Annotated in this window: 15 protein-coding genes; 13 read left to right on the top strand and 2 right to left on the bottom strand. The window is 54.7% G+C overall.

The genetic code is table 11. The annotated features are described in order from the left end of the window. Nucleotides 1–26 precede the first annotated feature (26 nt). From nuoE to KK078_RS26105, 10 genes are read left to right on the top strand one after another with little or no spacing between them, the layout of a single operon-like run. Nucleotides 27–491, top strand: a complete 465-nt coding sequence (nuoE, locus tag KK078_RS26150; protein ID WP_254093294.1) for an NADH-quinone oxidoreductase subunit NuoE — start codon at nucleotides 27–29, stop codon at nucleotides 489–491. Continuing rightward, nucleotides 484–1761, top strand: coding sequence for an NADH-quinone oxidoreductase subunit NuoF (nuoF, locus tag KK078_RS26145; RefSeq protein ID WP_254093293.1), 1278 nt, complete (start codon nucleotides 484–486; stop codon nucleotides 1759–1761). The genes nuoE and nuoF overlap by 8 nt, the downstream gene beginning before the upstream one ends. A gap of 23 nt (nucleotides 1762–1784) precedes the next feature. Further along, nucleotides 1785–4526 carry an NADH-quinone oxidoreductase subunit NuoG gene (gene nuoG, locus KK078_RS26140; protein WP_254093292.1) on the top strand — a complete coding sequence of 914 codons (2742 nt, stop codon included), beginning with the start codon at nucleotides 1785–1787 and terminating at the stop codon, nucleotides 4524–4526. Beyond that, entirely contained in the window at nucleotides 4507–5484 is a 978-nt protein-coding gene (gene nuoH / locus KK078_RS26135) for an NADH-quinone oxidoreductase subunit NuoH (RefSeq protein WP_254093291.1), read from the top strand. The genes nuoG and nuoH overlap by 20 nt, the downstream gene beginning before the upstream one ends. 14 nt (nucleotides 5485–5498) lie before the next feature. Further along, a complete protein-coding gene (gene nuoI / locus KK078_RS26130; RefSeq protein ID WP_254093290.1) occupies nucleotides 5499–6014 on the top strand; it encodes an NADH-quinone oxidoreductase subunit NuoI in 516 nt (171 codons plus the stop codon). Nucleotides 6015–6025: 11 nt separating this feature from the next. Beyond that, nucleotides 6026–6550: an NADH-quinone oxidoreductase subunit J gene (gene nuoJ, locus KK078_RS26125; protein ID WP_254093289.1), complete on the top strand. Its 525-nt coding sequence runs from the start codon at nucleotides 6026–6028 to the stop codon at nucleotides 6548–6550. Next, nucleotides 6550–6858, top strand: a complete 309-nt coding sequence (gene nuoK, locus KK078_RS26120) for an NADH-quinone oxidoreductase subunit NuoK (protein WP_254093288.1) — start codon at nucleotides 6550–6552, stop codon at nucleotides 6856–6858. Before nuoJ ends, nuoK begins: the two co-directional genes overlap by 1 nt. A 12-nt stretch (nucleotides 6859–6870) precedes the next feature. Then, nucleotides 6871–8757, top strand: a complete 1887-nt coding sequence (gene nuoL / locus KK078_RS26115; RefSeq protein WP_254093287.1) for an NADH-quinone oxidoreductase subunit L — start codon at nucleotides 6871–6873, stop codon at nucleotides 8755–8757. A gap of 4 nt (nucleotides 8758–8761) precedes the next feature. Further along, nucleotides 8762–10288: a complex I subunit 4 family protein gene (locus KK078_RS26110; RefSeq protein ID WP_254093286.1), complete on the top strand. Its 1527-nt coding sequence runs from the start codon at nucleotides 8762–8764 to the stop codon at nucleotides 10286–10288. Further along, entirely contained in the window at nucleotides 10281–11711 is a 1431-nt protein-coding gene (locus tag KK078_RS26105) for an NADH-quinone oxidoreductase subunit N (protein ID WP_254093285.1), read from the top strand. The genes KK078_RS26110 and KK078_RS26105 overlap by 8 nt, the downstream gene beginning before the upstream one ends. A 96-nt stretch (nucleotides 11712–11807) precedes the next feature. On the opposite strand, the gene KK078_RS26100 is transcribed toward KK078_RS26105, so the two are convergent. Further along, nucleotides 11808–12704 carry a DMT family transporter gene (locus KK078_RS26100; protein ID WP_254093284.1) on the bottom strand — a complete coding sequence of 299 codons (897 nt, stop codon included), beginning with the start codon at nucleotides 12702–12704 and terminating at the stop codon, nucleotides 11808–11810. Nucleotides 12705–12805: 101 nt separating this feature from the next. On the opposite strand from KK078_RS26100, the gene KK078_RS26095 reads away from it, so the two are divergent. Continuing rightward, a complete protein-coding gene (locus KK078_RS26095; RefSeq protein WP_254093283.1) occupies nucleotides 12806–13816 on the top strand; it encodes a zinc-binding dehydrogenase in 1011 nt (336 codons plus the stop codon). On the opposite strand, the gene KK078_RS26090 is transcribed toward KK078_RS26095, so the two are convergent. Then, nucleotides 13802–14149: a hypothetical protein gene (locus tag KK078_RS26090; protein WP_254093282.1), complete on the bottom strand. Its 348-nt coding sequence runs from the start codon at nucleotides 14147–14149 to the stop codon at nucleotides 13802–13804. The two genes, KK078_RS26095 and KK078_RS26090, sit on opposite strands and share 15 nt — an antisense overlap. A gap of 632 nt (nucleotides 14150–14781) precedes the next feature. Between KK078_RS26090 and KK078_RS26085 the strand changes: the two genes are divergently transcribed. Next, complete coding sequence (locus tag KK078_RS26085; RefSeq protein ID WP_254093281.1) at nucleotides 14782–17583, top strand: RHS repeat domain-containing protein; 2802 nt, start codon at nucleotides 14782–14784, stop codon at nucleotides 17581–17583. A 669-nt stretch (nucleotides 17584–18252) separates the two neighbouring features. Beyond that, nucleotides 18253–19503, top strand: a complete 1251-nt coding sequence (locus KK078_RS26080; protein ID WP_254093280.1) for a DUF6443 domain-containing protein — start codon at nucleotides 18253–18255, stop codon at nucleotides 19501–19503. Nucleotides 19504–19621: the final 118 nt, after the last annotated feature.

Raw genomic sequence — 19621 nt, 5'->3', positions numbered from 1 at the left:
ACGATCTATACTTTAACGACAACGATATGTTAACCGGAGAAGAGATCCTTGAAATTGAAAAAGCGATACACGTCGTGCCGCACCGGCAGGCGGCCTGTATCGAAGCGCTCAAGATCGTTCAGAGCAGACGCCGGTGGATCTCGGATGATTCCCTGAAAGATATTGCCTCCTTTCTGGAGATGTCGCCCGCGGAGCTCGACTCGGTAGCCACCTTCTATAACCTCATCTTCAGAAAGCCCGTGGGGCGGCATATCATTCTCGTGTGCGACAGCATCACCTGCTGGGTAATGGGCTATGAGAAGCTGCACGCGTACCTGCAGTCGAAACTGGGCATTCGGTATGGCGAGACGACGGGCGACGACCGGTTCACCATGCTGCCCAACCCGTGCCTGGGTACCTGCGATTGCGCCCCGGCGCTGATGATCGATCATGACCTGTATCGCAACGTGACCCCCGAACAACTGGACGAAATCCTGGACCGCTATGTCTGAAAAACCATTGACCTCCCACATCCGCGCGGACGGCGTGCCGCTTACCCTTCGGGAATATGAATTGAAGGGTGGATACCAGTCCGTACGAAAGGCATTGGCGATGACGCCACAGGCCGTACAGGCTGAAGTCAAGAGCTCGAATCTGCGGGGGCGGGGGGGAGCCGGTTTTAATACCGGGTTGAAGTGGAGCTTTGTACCCCTGGATGCACCGAAGCCCAAATACCTGATTGCAAACGCCGATGAAATGGAGCCGGGCACGTTCAAGGACAGGCTGCTGCTGGAGCGCGCGCCGCACCAGCTCATCGAAGGCATGATCGTGTCCGCCTGGGCACTGCAGGCCGATACCGCGTTTGTATTTCTGCGGTGGGCGTATCACACGGCAGCCAAAGCCATTACCACGGCCATCGCAGAAGCCTACGAGGCCGGATACCTCGGGCAAAATATACTCGGCACAGGCTTTAATCTGGAAATGCACCTGCACACCGGTGCCGGCCGCTATATGTGCGGTGAGGAGACGGCGTTGCTCAATTCGCTGGAAGGCAAGCGTGCCACCCCGCGGGCGAAGCCGCCGTTTCCGCAGGTGAGTGGATTGTTTGGCAAGCCGACGATCGTCAACAACGTGGAAACGTTGTGCTGCATTCCGCACATTATCACGCACGGGGCGGAGTGGTTTCAAAAACTGAGCCTGACCGGCGATGCCGGCACCAAGATCTACGGCGTGAGCGGAAAGGTGCGCCGGCCGGGCCTGTGGGAATTGCCCATGGGCACGACGTTGCGCGAGCTGATCGAAGAGCACGCCGGCGGCATGCACGACGGCCTGTCGTTCAGGGGCGCGTTGCCCGGCGGGGCGTCCACCGATTTTCTGGTGCGCGACCACCTGGACGTACGCATGGATTACCCTTCCGTGGCCGCGGCCGGCAGCCGCCTGGGCACCGGCACCGTGATCGTGCTCGACGACAAAACATCCGTCGTCGGGTTTGTCAAAAACCTCATTCACTTCTTTGCGCAGGAGTCGTGCGGGTTCTGTACACCGTGTCGCGAGGGACTGCCCTGGATCGAAAAAATATTACACGCCCTGCAAAGCGGCGACGGGCGGAAAGACGATATACCCCTGCTCGAGCTTCACACCCGTTTACTCGGTCCCGGCAACACATTCTGTGCCTTGGCGCCGGGCGCCATGGAACCGTTGCAAAGCGCACTCAAATATTTCCGGGAAGATTTTGAAGTCTATATCCGGGAGCACGCCTCCCGGGAACCTATAACAGTATAACCGTGGGAACAAACGAAAGAACGATGGCAACTATAGTGATCGATGGCAAAACATATGAAATTCCCACGGGTAAGAACCTGCTGGAGACTTGTCTTACGCTCGGGTTCGATCTGCCGTATTTCTGCTGGCACCCCGCCCTCGGCTCGGTGGGGGCCTGCCGCCAGTGCGCGGTAAAAGTATACAAAGATGAGAACGATACACGCGGGCGGCTGGTCATGTCGTGCATGGAGGCCGTCACGCCCAACCAGCGGATCAGCATCAGCGACCCGGAAGCCAAAGCCTTTCGCGAGCAGGTCATCGAATGGCTGATGACCAACCACCCGCACGACTGCGCCGTGTGCGACGAAGGCGGCTCCTGCCACCTGCAGGATATGACCGTAATGACCGGGCACGACTACCGCCGGTTCCGGTTCAAAAAGAGAACGCACCGCAACCAGTACCTGGGGCCGTTCATCAATCACGAGATGAACCGTTGCATTCAGTGCTACCGTTGCGTGAGGTTCTATAAGGACTATGCCGGCGGCAAGGACCTCGATGTATACGCCTCGAAAAGCAATGTGTATTTCGGCCGGGAGGAAGACGGGATCCTCGAAAGCGAGTTCAGCGGCAACCTCGCCGAAGTATGCCCCACCGGCGTGTTCACCGATAAGACATTGAAAGAACATTATACACGCAAGTGGGACCTGACGATGTCGCCGTCCGTTTGCCAGCACTGCAGCATCGGCTGCAACACCGTGGCCGGCGAACGCTATGGTACTTTGCGCATGATCGCCAACCGCTTTCACGGCCAGGTGAATGGCTATTTCCTCTGTGACCGGGGCCGGTTTGGCTACGAGTTTGTCAATGCGGACAAACGCATCCGCCAGGCGTGGACCGGAGAGTCCGTCGTGTCGCCGGAACAGCTGCTCAACCACATGGCCCCCGCATGGAACCAATCGAAGAAGGTGATCGGCATCGGGTCTCCACGCGCATCCCTGCAATCGAATTTTGCGCTGAAGGCATTGGTCGGCGCGGATAATTTTTATCACGGCGTTTCGGACAACGAGCACGACCTGGCCGACCTGGCGATCCGCATCTTCCGCGAAGGCTCCGTTCGCACACCGTCGACACGCGAAGTAGAGAAAGCCGATGCCGTCTTCATTCTCGGCGAAGATATCACCAACACCGCGCCCATCCTGGCGCTGGCGGTGCGCCAGGCGGTCAGGCACGAGCCGGGCAAAGCCGCCGACGCCGTGCACATTCCCGGGTGGCACGATGCCGCTCGCCGCGAGATGGCGCAACAAAGCAAAGGGCCGCTGTTCGTAACCAGCGTGCATACCACCAAGCTCGACGAGCTCGCACGCGATGTATACCGCGCCGCGCCGGACGACATCGCCCGGTTGGGATTTGCCGTCGCGCATCGCCTGGACCCGCAGGTGCCCGATGCCACGGATTTACCCGAAGCCGTGGCGCAACTGGCCGACCGCATCGCACAGGCACTGCTGGCCGCCGAGCGACCGGTGATCATCTCGGGCGCCTGCTGCGAGTCGGGATGTGTGATGAAGGCCGCGGCCAACGTGGCGTGGGCGCTGCAAAAGAAGAAACAACAGACGGGCCTGGTGCTGACGATGCTGGAGTGTAATTCGCTCGGGTTGGCCATGATGGGCGGGCACCGGCTGCACGCCGCCTTCAACGCTGTCATGAACGGCCACGCCGACACGGTGATCGTCATGGAGAACGATCTATACCGCCATGGAAAAGCCGACGAGGTCGACGCGTTCCTGAGCAAATGCCAGCGGGTCATCGTGCTCGACCACCTGCTGCACAAGACGGTGTCCAAAGCGAGTGTTATTATACCCGCCGGAACGTTTGCCGAGTCCGACGGCACACTGGTCAACAACGAAGGGCGGGCACAGCGGTTTTTCCAGGCCTACGAGCCGACCGACATCATCCGCGAAAGCTGGCGCTGGCTGCTGACCCTCGGGCATCGCATCGGGAACAGCCGCATGGCCCCCTGGCAGAACTTTGAAGACGTTACCCTGGCCATGGACCGCGAGGAGCCGTTGCTCCGGGGCGTGGCAGGGGTCACACCGCCGTCGGCGTTCCGCATCGCGGGGCAGCGTATCGCCCGCGAGACGCATCGCTATAGCGGCCGCACGTCGCAGCAGGCCAATATAAACGTAAGCGAGCCGAAGCCGCCGGAAGATCCCGACTCGCCGCTGTCGTATACCATGGAAGGATTTCACGGGCAGCCGCCGTCATCCCTGATACCCTACTTCTGGGCGCCGGGCTGGAACTCCGTGCAGTCCGTCAACAAATACCAGGCAGAAGTAGGCGGCTCGTTGCGGGACGACGATCCCGGCGTGCGCCTGCTCGAACCCCGCACCGAGGGAACGCTTCCGTACTTCGTCGGCGTGCCCGAACGGTTCCGGCCCCTCGACGATCACCTGTGGATCGTATCGCTGCACCACATCTTTGGCTCGGAAGAGCTCAGCGCGCATGCGCCTTCCGTCGCCCAGCGCGTACCCCAACCGTACATCCTGCTCCATCCGTCGGATGCGGCGGCGCTGGGGGTGGAAACGGGGCACCCCCTCGTATTTACCATCGAGTCGCAATCGTATCGGCTGCCGGTGAAGCTCAGTGACGTCCTGCCGGTGGGTATCGCGGGCATGCCGTACGGCATCGACGGTGTGCCGTATGCGGACCTGCCGGAGTGGGCCATCGTGCCGCGCGGCAACCAACGTCAAAACCTGAATGATCTCAGCTATGCAAAACGACACGCTTAATCATATTCTCATTACGGTCGGGGTATTGGCAGGCTTGCTGATCGTGGCCCCGGGCCTCATCTGGCTTGAACGACGGCTGCTGGCGCTCTGGCAGGATCGCTACGGCCCCAACCGGGCGGGACCTTTTGGCGTGCTGGTGGTGCTGGCGGATACGCTGAAGCTGTTCTTCAAAGAAGACTGGGTGCCACCCTTCGCCGACCGCAAGGTGTTTATCATCGCACCGGCCATCGTCGTGATCACGGCGCTGCTGAGCTTTGTCGTGATCCCGTTTGCGCCGGGACTGATCGTGGCCGACCTGAACATCGGCCTGCTGTTCTTTCTCGCCATGTCGTCGATGGGCGCCTATAGTATTATTCTCGGCGGATGGGCCTCCAACAACAAGTACGCGTTGCTGGGCGCGATGCGCGGGGCCGCGCAGCTGATCTCGTATGAAGTATTTATGGGACTTTCGCTGATGGGCGTCGTGCTGATGACAGGCTCCTTCAGCCTGCACAAGATCGTCGAGGCGCAGCAAGGCATGTGGTTTGTCGTGCCGCAATTCCTGGGCTTTGTGATCTTCCTCATCGCCGGCATCGCCGAGACGCACAGGCTTCCGTTCGATATTCCGGAAGCCGAGAGCGAGCTGATCGCCGGCTTCCACTCGGAATACTCCGGGATGAAGTTCGGTATGTTCTTCGTGGGCGAATACCTGGGCATCATGCTCATCTCGTGCATGGTCACCTGTCTTTTCTTCGGCGGCTGGCTGGGCCCTGGCTTTCTTCCACCCGTGGTGTGGTTCATCGTCAAGATGTTCGCCTTTATCTTCCTGTTCATCCTGCTGCGCGCATCGCTGCCCCGGCCGCGGTACGATCAGCTGATGGAGTTCGGCTGGAAGATCCTGCTGCCGCTTACGTTGGTCAACCTGGTGATCACCGCCGGGTGGATCCTGTATCATGAACAAAATGGCTTCGGCAACTAAAACTATATAGAGCAATGCTTAGTATTATCAGAACGATGTGGCTCACCTTCCTGCATATGTTCCGGAAGCGGGTCACCATTCAATACCCCGAAGAAAAAGCCAAGCTGCCGCCGCGGTGGCGCGGGCGCATCGTGCTCACGCGCGACCCCGACATGGGCGAGCGCTGCGTGGGCTGTTACCTCTGCGCCGCGGCGTGCCCGGTGGACTGTATCTCGCTGCAGGCCACCGAAGACGAAAACGGCCGGCGTTACCCGGAGTTCTTTCGCATAAACTTCTCGCGTTGCATCTTCTGTGGCTTTTGCGAAGAAGCATGCCCCACCTATGCCATCCAGCTGATCCCCGATTTTGAGATGGCAGAGTATAACCGGCAGAACCTGGTCTACGAAAAGAAAGACCTGCTCATCGACAGCCAGGGCAAGTATCCCGGGTATAACTATTACAAAGTCGCCGGCCTTGCCATCGGTGGAAAAGACAAAGGCCAGGCCGAGAACGAAGACGTGCCGGTCGATATCCGAAGCCTCGTACCCTAAACGCAAACGCCATGCAAGCCACCTTTTATATAGCCTCTGCCGTTGCCGTCCTGGCCACCATCATGGTGATCACACGCTATAACATGATCCACGCGTTGCTCTACCTGGTCATCTCGTTCCTCGCGGTGGCCATCGTATTCTTTATACTCGGCGCACCGTTTATCGCGGCGCTGGAAGTGATCATCTATGCCGGGGCGATCGTCGTGCTCATCATCTTTGTGATCATGATGCTCAACCTGAAGGAAGAGGCCGTGGAGCAGGAACGGATCTGGTTTTCGGGAAACACCTGGATCGGCCCGGGGGTGCTGTCGGTCATCCTGCTGGGCGAGCTGGTGTATATACTGGTGACGTCGGCAACGCCCGAGGTATCGCATCAGGTGATCGATGCAAAGGATGTGGGCCGGTCGTTGTACGGCCCCTATATCATCGGCGTGGAGCTGTGCGGATTGCTGCTGATGTCGGGCATCGTCGGCGCCTACCACCTGGGGCGTCAGAAAAAGAAGGTCGTTCATCGTTTTCTCGAAAAAACAGAATAATGGAAACTATCGCGGTGGAATATGGACTTGTGCTCGCGGGAACGTTGTTCGCGCTGGGACTCATCAGTGTGCTGGTCCGGCGCAACGTCATCTTTATGCTCATTTCGGTAGAAATCATGTTGAATGCCGCCGGGCTGGCGTTCATCGTGGCGGGCGCCCGGTGGGGCCAGGCCGATGGACAGGTGATGTTCATCTTCATCGTCACCATGGCCGCCGCGGAAGTGTCGGTAGGGCTGGCGCTGATCCTGCAGATCTACCACCAGCTGAAGACCCTCGACAGCGATGCCGCAGATAAAATGAAAGGCTAAAACGTTCAGGTTATGATACATCTCCTTTGGCTTATACCCACCTTACCTTTTCTCGGAGCACTGACGCTCGTGCTCGCCGGTTCGTCGCTGCCCCGGCGCATCGCAGCGATCATCGGCTGCGGCAGTATCGGGCTCGCCGCCCTGATCACCCTGCTGATCGGATACGAGTTCCTGACCACCCACACCCGGGCATACCATGACGTGGCCTGGAGCTGGTTTGCCGTGGCCGATCTGTCCGTGGGGTTCTCGTTCCACCTCGATGCGCTGTCGCTGGTGTTCCTCTTCGTCATTACCTTTGTCGGCTTTTTGATCCACCTGTATTCGGTCGGGTTTATGCACGACGACGAAGGCTTCACCCGGTTCTTCGCCTACCTCAATTTGTTTGTCTGCGCCATGTTGCTGCTGGTACTGGCCGACAACCTCGTACTGCTATACCTCGGCTGGGAAGGCGTGGGCCTTTGCAGCTACCTGCTGATCGGGTTTTGGTACGACGAGGAGAAGAACGGCTACGCCGCCCGGAAAGCCTTTATCATGACCCGCGTGGGAGATACCGCGCTGGCGATCGGCCTCTTTATGCTGTTCGGCGTATTCCATACGCTCGATATACAGGAGATCCTGACAAAGGCGCCGCAGCTTTGGTCGCCCGGCTCGCAGACGGCAACGCTCATCGCCTTCCTGTTGCTGGGCGGCGCCGTGGGAAAGTCGGCACAGTTGCCATTACAAAGCTGGCTGCCCGACGCCATGGCCGGCCCCTCGCCGGTCAGTGCCCTGATCCACGCCGCGACCATGGTCACCGCCGGTGTATACCTCATCGCCCGCATGCATGGCATCTATGAGCTGGCTCCGCTCGCGCAGCTGTGGGTGGGGATCATCGGCGCCATTACCCTGCTCATCGCCGGATGCAGCGCGCTGACGCAAAACGATCTGAAACGTGTGCTGGCATATTCCACCATCAGCCAGATCGGATATATGTTCCTGGCCCTCGGCATCGGCGCCTGGTCGGCCGCGGTCTTTCATTTTATGATCCATGCATTCTTTAAAGCGCTGCTCTTCCTGGCCGCGGGCACGGTCATCTGGGCGCTGCACCACGAGCACGACATGTTCAACATGGGCGGACTGCGAAAGCGAATGCCCGTGGTGTATTGGACGTTCCTCACCGGTGCCGGATCACTGGCGGCGATACCGCTCGTGACGGCCGGTTTTTACAGCAAGGATCAGATCCTCTGGCTCGCCTGGGGCGGCGCACAGGGAAATCTCTGGTTCTTTGTTGCGGCGCTCACCGGGGCGTTCATCACGTCGGTCTATACCTTCAGGATGGTGTTCGTGACATTTTTCGGAGAAGAGAAGACGCATGTAGGGCATCACCCCGGCAGGCTGATGAACGTGCCGCTGATCGTTCTGGCGGTGTTATCGCTGGCGGGCGGCTTGATAGAATTGCCGCATACACTCGGTCATGTAACGCTGATGAGCGACCTGCTGGGCCCGGTCCTGCCGTCGACGGTATTGCGCGCCGGCGCGGAAAGCTCGGAGATCGTGATCCAGCTCATCGCGGCCACGGTGGCCCTGAGCGGCGTCCTCCTGGCGTATATACTGTATATCGTGAAGCCCGCCGTGGCGGACGATATCAAAAGCAGCTGCTACGAGGTACATCGCTTGTGGTATGCCGGCTGGCGGTTCGATGACTTGTACAATGTGCTGATCGTGCGGCCCTTTGTCTGGCTGTCGCAGATAAACAAGCACGACGTCATAGACCGGTTCTATGCAGGGCTGGTTGCGGGCACCGAGTACTTCGGCCGGACCTTCGCCCGTACACAGACCGGCGTCCTGCGATGGTATATCATGGGCATTACGGCCGGAGCAGTGCTCATTCTCGCGTTAAGTCTTGTCATAAACCCCTGATGCCATGATACTGCTATGGATGATCGTTATTCTGATGGCCGGCGGTGTGCTGGCCGGTATCGTCGCGACGTGGAGCACCGTGTGGTGCAGGATCATCGCGCTGACCAGTGTTATACTCGACACGCTGCTGATCGGCTGGATCTGGGCCGGTCAGGAGGTGTCGCTGCAGCCCGGCGCCACATGGATCGCCGAGGTCAACCTGCCCTGGATCCCGAGCTTTGGCATTTCGTTCCACCTCGCCCTCGACGGCCTCAGCCTGCTCATGCTGGCGCTTACATTCTTCCTCGGCATCTTTGCCGTGCTGCTGTCGTGGAACGAGATCCAATACCGCACCGGCTTCTTCCATTTTAATTTGTTGTGGGTGCTGGCCGGCATCGCCGGAGTATTCGTGACGCTGGACCTTTTCCTGCTCTATTTCTTCTGGGAGGTAATGCTGATACCGATGTATTTCCTGATCGGCATCTGGGGGCACGCCAACCGGCAGTACGCCGCCTACAAGTTTTTTATATTCACCCAGGCCAGCGGCCTGCTGATGCTGCTGGCGATCCTGGGGTTGTATTTTGTTCACGGCAACCAAACGTCTGTCTATACATTTGAGTATTCCGATCTGCTGAACACACCCATGTCGGCGGATCTGGCGCGTTGGCTGATGCTCGGATTTCTCGCGGCATTCCTGGTAAAACTCCCCGTGGTGCCGTTCCACACGTGGCTGCCCGATGCACACTCGGAAGCACCTACCGCGGGCAGCTTTATCCTGGCCGGGCTGATGTTGAAGACCGGGGCCTATGGACTCATCCGCTTCGCATTGCCGTTGTTCCCTGGCCCGGCCGTTGAGTTTGCGCCGTGGGGCATGCTGCTGGGTACCGTCGGGATTGTGTACGGCGCGGTACAAGCCTTTTCGCAAACAGACCTGAAGCGCCTGGTGGCCTACACCAGCGTAAGCCACATGGGGTTTGTCATGCTGGGCGTGTTTGCCTTCACCGAGATCGCCCTGCAAGGCGTGGTCATGCAGATGATCACTCACGCGATCAGCACGGGGGCGCTGTTTGTGCTGGCCGGTGCGCTCTACGAGCGCATGCATACCCGCGACATCCTGCAGATGGGCGGGTTCTGGAAACGTACGCCGTTTATGGCAACCGTCAGCCTGGTCTTTGTCATGGCGTCGCTCGGGCTGCCGGGCCTGGGCAACTTCATCGCCGAGTTCCTGACGCTGCTCGGGGCATGGCCCGCCAGCCCGGTACTCACGGCCATCGCCACGGCGGGGCTGGTGGCGGCGACTGCCTACTCGCTTCGCATCATGCAAAAGATCTTCCTCGGAAAGGATTCGCACACGCACGTATTACCCGACCTGTCGTTACGCGAAAAGCTGATCCTCGTACCCCTGGCCGTCGTCATCATTATGTTAGGATTGTTCCCACAGCGTGTGATCGACACGGCGCGCGCCACCGTGGAAATAAGCGATAAACAACAGAACACGACACCGGTGCCCGTGCGCGGCATGCTGTCGGAGAAAGGAGGGAACCATGAATAAGGTTGATTTACTAAGCCTCATACCTCTCTGGATCCTGTCCAGCGCGGCGATCCTGAACTTCTTCTCGATCTCCATCCGGCGGAACCACAAAGTGATCTTTATCATCACGCTGGTCTCGCTGCTGGTTGATTTTATATTCCTGACGTCCTATAGCATCCGCCATCAACAGTCGGTCGAACCGTTGCTGGTCATCGATGGCTTTGGCATCTTCAACATCGGCCTCATCGTACTGACCACCCTCATGGTCGTGATGATGTCGTACGCATATTTCGAGCAGCGCGAGGAACGGAAGGAAGAATACTATATCCTGATCATCCTGGCCGCGTTGGGCAGCGCTATTCTGGTCATCAGCAAACACTTTGCATCGCTTTTCCTGGGGCTCGAGATCCTGAGCGTATCGCTGTATGCGCTGATCGCCTACCTGCGCAAGCGCGAGCGTTCCGACGAAGCGGGTATCAAGTATCTCATCCTGGCGGCCTTCTCTTCGGCCTTTCTGCTCTTTGGCATGGCGCTGTTGTATGCCGCCACCGGTACCATGAGCTTCCAGGGCCTGGCAGACTGGCTTGCCGCCCACCGCGAGGTGTCGCCGCTGGTATGGTGCGGCTTCGGCATGCTCACCGTAGGAGTAGGGTTCAAGCTCGGCGTGGTACCCTTTCACATGTGGACACCCGATGTCTATGAAGGCGCGCCCGCGCCGGTCACGGCGTTTATCGCGACCGTGTCAAAGGGGGGCATGATCGCGTTGCTGGTGCGTTTCTTCACCACCGTGCAGGGGCATCAGCTCACGTTGCTCGTAACCGTCTTTACCGTCCTGGCGGTAGCATCCATGTTCGTGGGCAACTTCCTGGCGTTACGGCAAAGCAATGTCAAACGGCTGCTGGCCTATTCTTCGATCTCGCACGTCGGGTACCTGCTGGTGGCGTTCCTCGCGGGCGGAGACCTCGGCACCCAGGCCATTACCTTTTATCTCGTAGCATACTTCATCACGACGTTGGGCGCCTTTGGGATCATCGCCACGCTGTCGGACAAAGAACGCGATGCAGAGCTCATCGAAGACTACCGCGGACTGTTGTGGCGCCGGCCCCTGACGGCGATCGTCTTCAGTGCGATGCTGCTTTCGCTGGCGGGCATTCCGTTAACCGCCGGGTTCATCGGTAAATTCTATGTGATCGCCGCCGGCGTGCGCACCAGTCACTGGCTGCTCGTGTTTGCCCTCGTGATCAACAGCGTGATCGGCTTGTATTATTATATCCGCGTCATCGCCGTGATGTTCGACCAGCGCGAAAACGTCCGCACGTCCGAAGAGCTCCACCCGCTGGTATATATCATCAGCAGCTTCACCATGGCCTTGCTGGGGCTCATGCTGATCTGGCTCGGCGTACACCCGGAAGAAATGCTGACGCTGATAAGGAATACGTTGTGAGAAGCTGAAAAGGAAAAGATATCTTAATCGGCATGATGGATCATGCCGACGCTCATCAGCTTTTTGAACAACTTCACACCGGCCGGTTTCAAGCCACTAGGCAGTGTGCGTACCCTTGGAGCTCAAAAACAGACCGGACAGGATCAGTACGCCACCGACGACCTGCCAGGTCGTAATCGTTTCGTGCAGGAACAGCACGGCAATGATGACACCCACCAGTATATCCAGGTTAAGGAAATTCCCCACCATCGCCGCGGGCAGCGTCTTCAGCGCCTGGTTGTAGAGCAGGTAGCAGAGCGCGGAAGAGATGGCCCCGAAATATACCACGGCCATCCAATCGTAAATTTCCATGCGTATGGGCGCATCGAGATATGCATATTCGTAGGCAGCGGCGGGTAACAACAGGAGCGTTCCGGCGCATCCGCCCAGGAACGTGGTCGTGATGGAATCGAGGTGATTTGATTTCCGGGACAGGAGCGTATACGCTATCCAGCAGAGGACCGATGCCAGCATGAGAAGATTGCCGAGGATGGTGTTTGTTTCACGTCCGGCGTCGTTTGTGATCAGCCCCACGAGGGTAACACCGACAAAAGAGATAATGATCCCGACGATTTGCCGTCGACTTACTTTTTCACCTAAAAAGATAATGCCAAACAAGGCTATGCCGATCGGAATAAATCCCTGGATCAGCGCGCCCACGGCGGCAGCGGTATACAGGAGCGAATAATTGAACAGTATATAATAGCCCGTGACGCCCGTCAGTCCCATGAATACCAGTCTGACATAATCCGGCAGCGTAAGGAGATCTTTCTGTTTACGGCGATGCCGGACGTAGACCGGGAGCAGGCACAGCAAGGCAATAAAAAAGCGGATGAAGGCGAGGAACATGGGCGGCACGGTTGCCACGATGGATTTGGTGATCGCATAGGAGCTGCCCCAGACCAGCATGATAAAAATAAGGATCAGGATCCCACGCGTTCTGTTATTCTCCACGGCTTCTCTTTTTGCGAATCTACTCGAAAAAACGCTACCAGGTCAAAAACAAATTTCCGAAGGGCTGACCGCGGAAGCTCCCGGAGTGGTATCTTGTGCGCATGCGTGAATTTTATCGGGTGGAAAAGACGGGCTCGTTGCGAAACCTGAAGCCGCAACGTTCGGAGATCCCTGTGCTCGAAAAGGGAAAGGTGCTGGTAGGTGTGCGGAGCGTGGGCCTGAACTACGCGGATCTCTTCGCGATCATGGGCCTCTACAGCGCCACGCCCCAGGGGCCGTTCATTCCCGGACTCGAATTCAGCGGAGACGTACTCGCGTCGGATTCCGATCAGTTTCAGGTTGGGCAGCAGGTCATGGGCGTTACCCGGTTTGGTGGTTATGATAGCCACATCGTTGCCGACCCGGCATACTTGTTCCCGTTGCCGGAAGGATGGTCGTATGAGGAAGGTGCGGCGTTTCCCGTGCAGACGTTCACCGCATACTATGCGTTGAGAACGTTGGGAGATCTGAAGCCCGGGCAAACGGTACTCATTCACAGCGCCGCCGGCGGCGTGGGCTTGCAAGCGCACCGGATCGCAAAAAAGTATGACGCCTACACGATCGGCGTCGTGGGATCGGAGCGCAAGGTGGAATTGTTGACGCGCGAAGGGTTTGATAAAACCCTGGTACGGGGAAAGCATTTTCGGCAGGCGTTACGGCAGGCGCTTGGCGACCGGGCACTGAACCTGGTCCTGGAAACGACCGGCGGAAAATATTTCTACGATAGCTACAACCTGCTGGCGCCCATGGGCAGGCTGGTGGCCTATGGCTCGGCGCAGTTTACGCCGGCGTCGCATCGCCCCAATTATATCAGTTTGTTGTTCCGGTATTTATTCCGGCCGCGTGTTGACCCGCTCACCATGATCAAATCGAACAAGTCCGTGATGGCGTTCAACCTCATCTGGATCTACGAAGAAAAGGAGCTGATGCACGGGATGCTGCGTGACATCCAGGCGTTGCACTTGCCACCGCCCGTGGTCGGCCACCGATTTGAGTTCTCCAACATGGCAGCGGCGTTGGCCCTGTTCCAGAGTGGAAACACCACGGGCAAAGTTGTGTTAAATATCGGGTAGTTTCTGTAAGGTCAGATTGAAGCTAGCCCAATCTGGCACCGCAAAATGACGGGTATTGGTTATACCACAAGGGTTGCACGTACGTTGTCCCGATCTTGCTGTTATAGGCACGCCCCTGTAGGCCCGTCGCATAAATAATGATCGTGCATTGAAACTGGCCGCCGCCGTGGAACAGCCCGGCTGCATGGTTGAGGGGTCGCCCTGCAAGCATTGGTTTGTCGAGATATCTTTGCCGTAGATGATCGTAAGCGCGCTATTCCGCTGACCCGCAATCGCGCCGGTGACAGCAATGGCAAATGCCGCCAACACGATGATAAGATTGTATAATTTCATATACTATGATTTTTAAGTGTTGGTCTGTAAATATGCATCACTATCCTTCCCAGAAGAGGCGAAGAAATTGTAATAATTAGGGAATAAGGTGATGTCGATTGCGCATAACACTACAATGGTCAAAACGACTAAGGCAGCGAATCCACCATAGGCAGTGCTTTTCAAAACTTATTTCTTTATCGACCAAGTCGCAGAGACGATCCACAAAGTGGCTACCAAGACACTCAGGCCTTGGAACGAATTAACGTTGAAACAAGCGAAATTAAAGGGTTTAATGCGTTTGATGTTTTTTTTGGCAATCGAACAAACACTCGTCGCTTGTTTGTATATTTGCACGTTCAAATAACATTCCATCGCTATGGGAGCTTGCTCCCCAACGTGGAGGCTTATTTAACTGGCTATAATCTGGTTCTCTCATCTAACCTGTCTAGAATATGCTTCAGCGTACTTCAGCATCTACTGGTATGCTCTTTTCGCAGTATCTCTGCGCGTTGGAAAAAAGATTCTTCTTATATGCTTGCTCTGAGTTCGAGCTAATATCCATATAACATGTAGCCTTATCTGCGTTCAGCAGAAACGTTTTGTCTTTCTGTTTTAAACGAATATCACTCGAATACTCACACGTGGTGTATATGCACAGGATCTATTTAATTTTGCTTGTTTGTCTGGCTCAAACGTTGCTGCTACGCGCACAACCATCCGGCTATAAGCCGGATTTCAATAAGAGCATTTCGTTCCCGTCACCCAACGCGGCTTCGCTTGGTAAATTTGGGCTCATCCCCGTCAGCCATACGACAGGCATGGCAAACGTATCAATACCGATTTGGGAGTTGAAAGAAGGACCTATTACGGTTCCAATATCATTAACCTATGGTAGCAATGGTCTGAGACCGGCTGAAGACGCAAGTTGGGTTGGACTTGGCTGGGCTTTACAGGGCGGAGGTTCCATAACGCGCATTATTCGCGGATTTTCCGATCTAGAGGGTTCAAATCCGATGAATAGTCTAGGAGGAAAACGTTGGGATGAACTTGGGCACTTATCATTCATCGATGACATTACGGCTAATAGAATTGCAGAACAATATTATGATGGTGAACCGGATTTGTTTGTATTCAATTGCGGTCAGTACTCGGGGAAGTTCATTTTATACCAAAATCAAATCATTCCGTTGCCTTATAACGGTTTAAAGATTACAAAAAACGGTGATGATTTCAACATCATAACACCGGAAGGGGTCGTCTATGCGTTTACAAAGCGTGAAATGTCGTACGTGACTTCGAGTGGAACTTTTCAGATACCTAATCACATCTCTTCATGGCTATTGACTTCAATCACCTCGCCGGACGGAAATGATGTCGTCGAATTTTTGTATACTGATGCGCCTGAAATTATTGAATCTCCATCAAATTTTGCACTTCAGCATTCATATATGAGCAGCGCACCGCCCTGGGGCAACAACAACCTGTGCGGAGACCAAATATTCAACATCACCGGCTCAAATTATAGTAGTGTAACGTCCTGGCGACTGGAAACAATACGTTCACGCACTACTGAAGTCCGACTAGTCCCGCAAACATCAAATCGGCTTGACATTCGTGGGAATAGCAAAGCGTTAGCGGAAATACAAGTCTTCTTTCGAGGAGAAACGACGCCGGTACGTAAATACAAACTAACCCAAAGCTACTTTAGCGGGACTTCTGATATAAATACATCTCGATTAAAACTTACCAGTGTTCAGCAATATAAATCGGGAAGCGAGTTTGCAGAACCTTATGAATTCCAGTATTACAACGAAGACTCTGCGTTTCCCTCTAAGGTTGGATTTGGTATCGATCACTGGGGATACAGCAATGGCGCCGGCGATCCAGCCTCCGGCCTCGTTCCTCATATCTATGAATGGCAGACGTATGGAAACGCATATAGGGAACCAAGCTTAGCAGCGCGCACCGGGATGCTTCAGAAAATCACCTATCCCACTAAAGGGACTACTACATTCCACTACGAGCAAAATCAGTATCAGTCGAACGTAGGTGCTCTTGTTCCGGGACCAGGTTTGCGGGTTGGCCGTTTGGAAGACTTCGACGGAACCAGGACGCGGGTTACAAAATACTCATACGACCAAGCGCTATTTTTTGGTCAACCAAACTATACACGCTCGGGAAGCTATGGAACATGTAGCGCACAAACTGGCGTTGACTATCCATCTCAATGTGTAATCTATGTCGTTACCGGCGAAAATAGCTCCTTGTTTGGCAGCTTAACAGATTTCTCTTTAGCCTATAAAAAGGTAATAGAATCGGTTGGCGAAAACGCGGAGCTTGGTAGTACCGAATATACTTATGAATCCAGTAACTGGTATGAAATGGATCGTGACTTGCGGCTAAAGCAAACAATTGTAAGAAATAGGACCGGAACAACAGTGAAGTCAACTACAAATACCTATGGCGCTGTTCAGGATCATTTCTTTTGGGCGTTCAGGCCTGTTTTCGTAAGATCGCACGCGCCTTGCGAGAACGGTGCTCAATACGACCCCGATTACCCGTATTTAATGAGTGATTATGAAATCGACCACATGTATTTTATAGTTTCTATGTGGTATCCGCTTCAAATGACGGAAGAAACCGACTATAGCATTGAAGGCGCACCGCTTGTGACAAGGACGACGCACTTTCACTATGGCTCATCACCGACCCATCGTTTCCCTACACGCATTGAAAACAACAAATCCGATGGTAGCACAACAATTGATTTTTTGAAATATCCTCAGGATTACAACACGTCTGGAGCGTTTGGAGCCGATCCTTTTTACAATGGCCTGAAGAAAATGAAGGAACTGAACGTAAACTCGGCCGTTTCAGAAATGCAATCTCTTGAGAAAGTTGCCTCGACTGAATTGATTGTCGAAGCTAAAATGCTCTTGTACAAGAGTTTTGGAGACGCAAAGAATATTCAGCTCGCTGAAGTGCATGTTATGAAGTCTACGCAAAAACAGTCGTTAGCACAATCGTCTACTACAGGCAGTGTGTTGAACTATAATCACTTGCCGTACGTCAAGCGATATGCTTACGACTACAATTCTGCCGGTAAGTTGACTTCCCGAGCTACCAACAAGTCCGTTGAGTCCTACTTGTGGGGCTACAATAATAGTTTGCCAATAGCTAAGGCAGAGTACGTTTCATCTGCTACGTTAAGTGCGGCTTATCAAGCCGTGGGAAACAATCTCTCTATGCTGCGGACCCATCCCAGTTTGGCCGGATCTTTACTTACGACATATACTTACGACCCTTTGGTCGGCGTACGATCCATTACCGATCCAAACGGCATCACTAAATCTTTTACGTATGACGGGCTAGGGCGGCTCAAATTGTTTCTGGATAACGATAATCAGATTATTCGACATTACTATTATAACTATAAGCTCGGCTTTAAGTAGCCGAACCGACTTGAATGGTTTTTATATTATTCATTGCGCATTAGCATGTTTCTTATGACACGCATTTTTCTTATCCTTTTATTGCTGCTTTCCGCAACTGTTCGACTGTATTCTCAAAACTTCACGGTTGAAATTAAAGGCCCAACGGCGGTTGCATATGATGGAACTGCCACATATTCCGTCGAGTATCGAAACTCATCGGGTCAGATAGTTACAGCCCCGAGCAGTTCAAATTCGGCTTTCTGGGCGGCAGGTCCGGGCGATGTAGTTTCTCCGAGCGCTGACGGCACCTCCGCTGTCATAAGGTTTACTACGCAAGGGGCGCGGTCTGTAACATACGAGTATCTAGCCGACGAGCAGTATACCGCTTGGCTAATCGTTACAGTCGGACTGACTGAAGCAGATCTTCCCAGACCTGAGACGAATTACAGTTCGGAATACAGTTGTGGAAGTACAACGCTCACTCGTACAAGTTCGCCTCCAGCAAATGCAAATTATCTATGGTGGTGGCAAACAACTCCTACTGGCACTAGCACTGCACTAGGCTCCGGACCGTCGATAACGGTTAATCAACCCCAGACGTTCTATCTGAGGTCGCGAACAAAGACAACTCCGTACCAGTGGTCAAACGGAAGCAGCCCGTCAATCACAATAGCTACGGTTTATTCAATGCCATCACCTGTTACCTCGGTAAGTAACCTCTATATCTTTAAAGGTACGCATGCATCGCCGTCTGTCGTTACGCAAAGTCCGGCGCAGGTAATTTATTATAGTGCCGACGGCGTTGCGCTCAGTGGCGGACCGGGTACCGCGCAGTTGAGTTCAACAACAAGTTTCAAAGCGTCAACGAAAAACGGTCCTTGTATTAGTTCCGTTCAACTTGCCTTTACGGTGTTTGTTACGCAGCCGCCCGTTATACTGGCTGAAAACGGACAAACGTCGGTCGCCTCAGGCGTTCCCGTAACGCTAAAGGTCGATCATCAGTTTGATAGCTATGAATGGCGGGACTCTAACGGAGCGTTGGTTGGAACTGCATCATCCTTATCTACAACAACAAGGGGGTGGTATTACGTTACCGTGACAAAAAACGGTGTGCTTGGGAGTGGCGTTTCACCGCGTGTTTTCGTTTCCGACGGATTCATTAAGGACGACCAAAATTATATCATCACGAGCGATGTTCGGCGGGAAGGCATTACTGACGAAAATCAGCTTAAATCGCTGGACGCATATTCGCTGATGCAGTCGGTTCAATTCGTCGACGGACTCGGAGTGCCTTTGCAGAATGTCCAGCTAAAATCGAGTCCGACTTTTAAAGATATCGTTCAGCCAATCGAGTATGATCCGTTTGGTCGCGAAACCAGGAAGTTTCTACCTTATGCGGTGCCTCCCATGGAAAATTCATACCACGCGTTCGCCACAAAAACGGCGGGCAATCAGTATGTGGGGAGCGAACAACAACAGTTCTATCAAGGAACTGACGCCGTTGCGACCGATCCTGTACCGTACGCCGAAACCGTATTTGAAGAAAGCCCTCTGAATCGCCCTGTGCTTATTGGAGTTTCTGGACAGGCTTGGCAAAGCAGAAAAATTGAATACCGTTATGAAACCAATCAGAGCGCGGATGTCTTTATGTTCAAATTGCGCGGGGAAGATGTCGCATTTGCAGGGAACGGCGGTGCGGCATACTATGCACCTAACCAACTTTTAGCCACAAGGACGTTTGATGAGCACGGACGGGAGACGATTGAGTTCACTGATATAGACGACAAGATTGTCCTGCGTCGTGTGGAACACAGCTTGGAAAACAATGTAAAACAATACGCTGAAACATATTTTATCTACGACGACTTTGACAACCTCGTAACGGTGTTCCCACCTGAAGCAGTTTTAAAAATCAAAAAGTCGATCGGCCAACAATAGGCAAAAATTATGAGAATATATTTGACAATTGGATTGTTATGTTTCGCTCAGATTTTGTTTTCACAGAATATCGCTGAACACAACGTGCGCTGGAATGCAAATGAGGTAATCGATGGTA

This window comes from Dawidia soli, from assembly GCF_018598185.1.
Taxonomy (GTDB): Bacteria; Bacteroidota; Bacteroidia; order Cytophagales; family Cyclobacteriaceae; genus Ohtaekwangia; species Ohtaekwangia soli.
The sequence above is the reverse complement of the archived record's forward strand: the minus strand, read 5'-3'. Positions and strand labels throughout refer to the sequence as shown.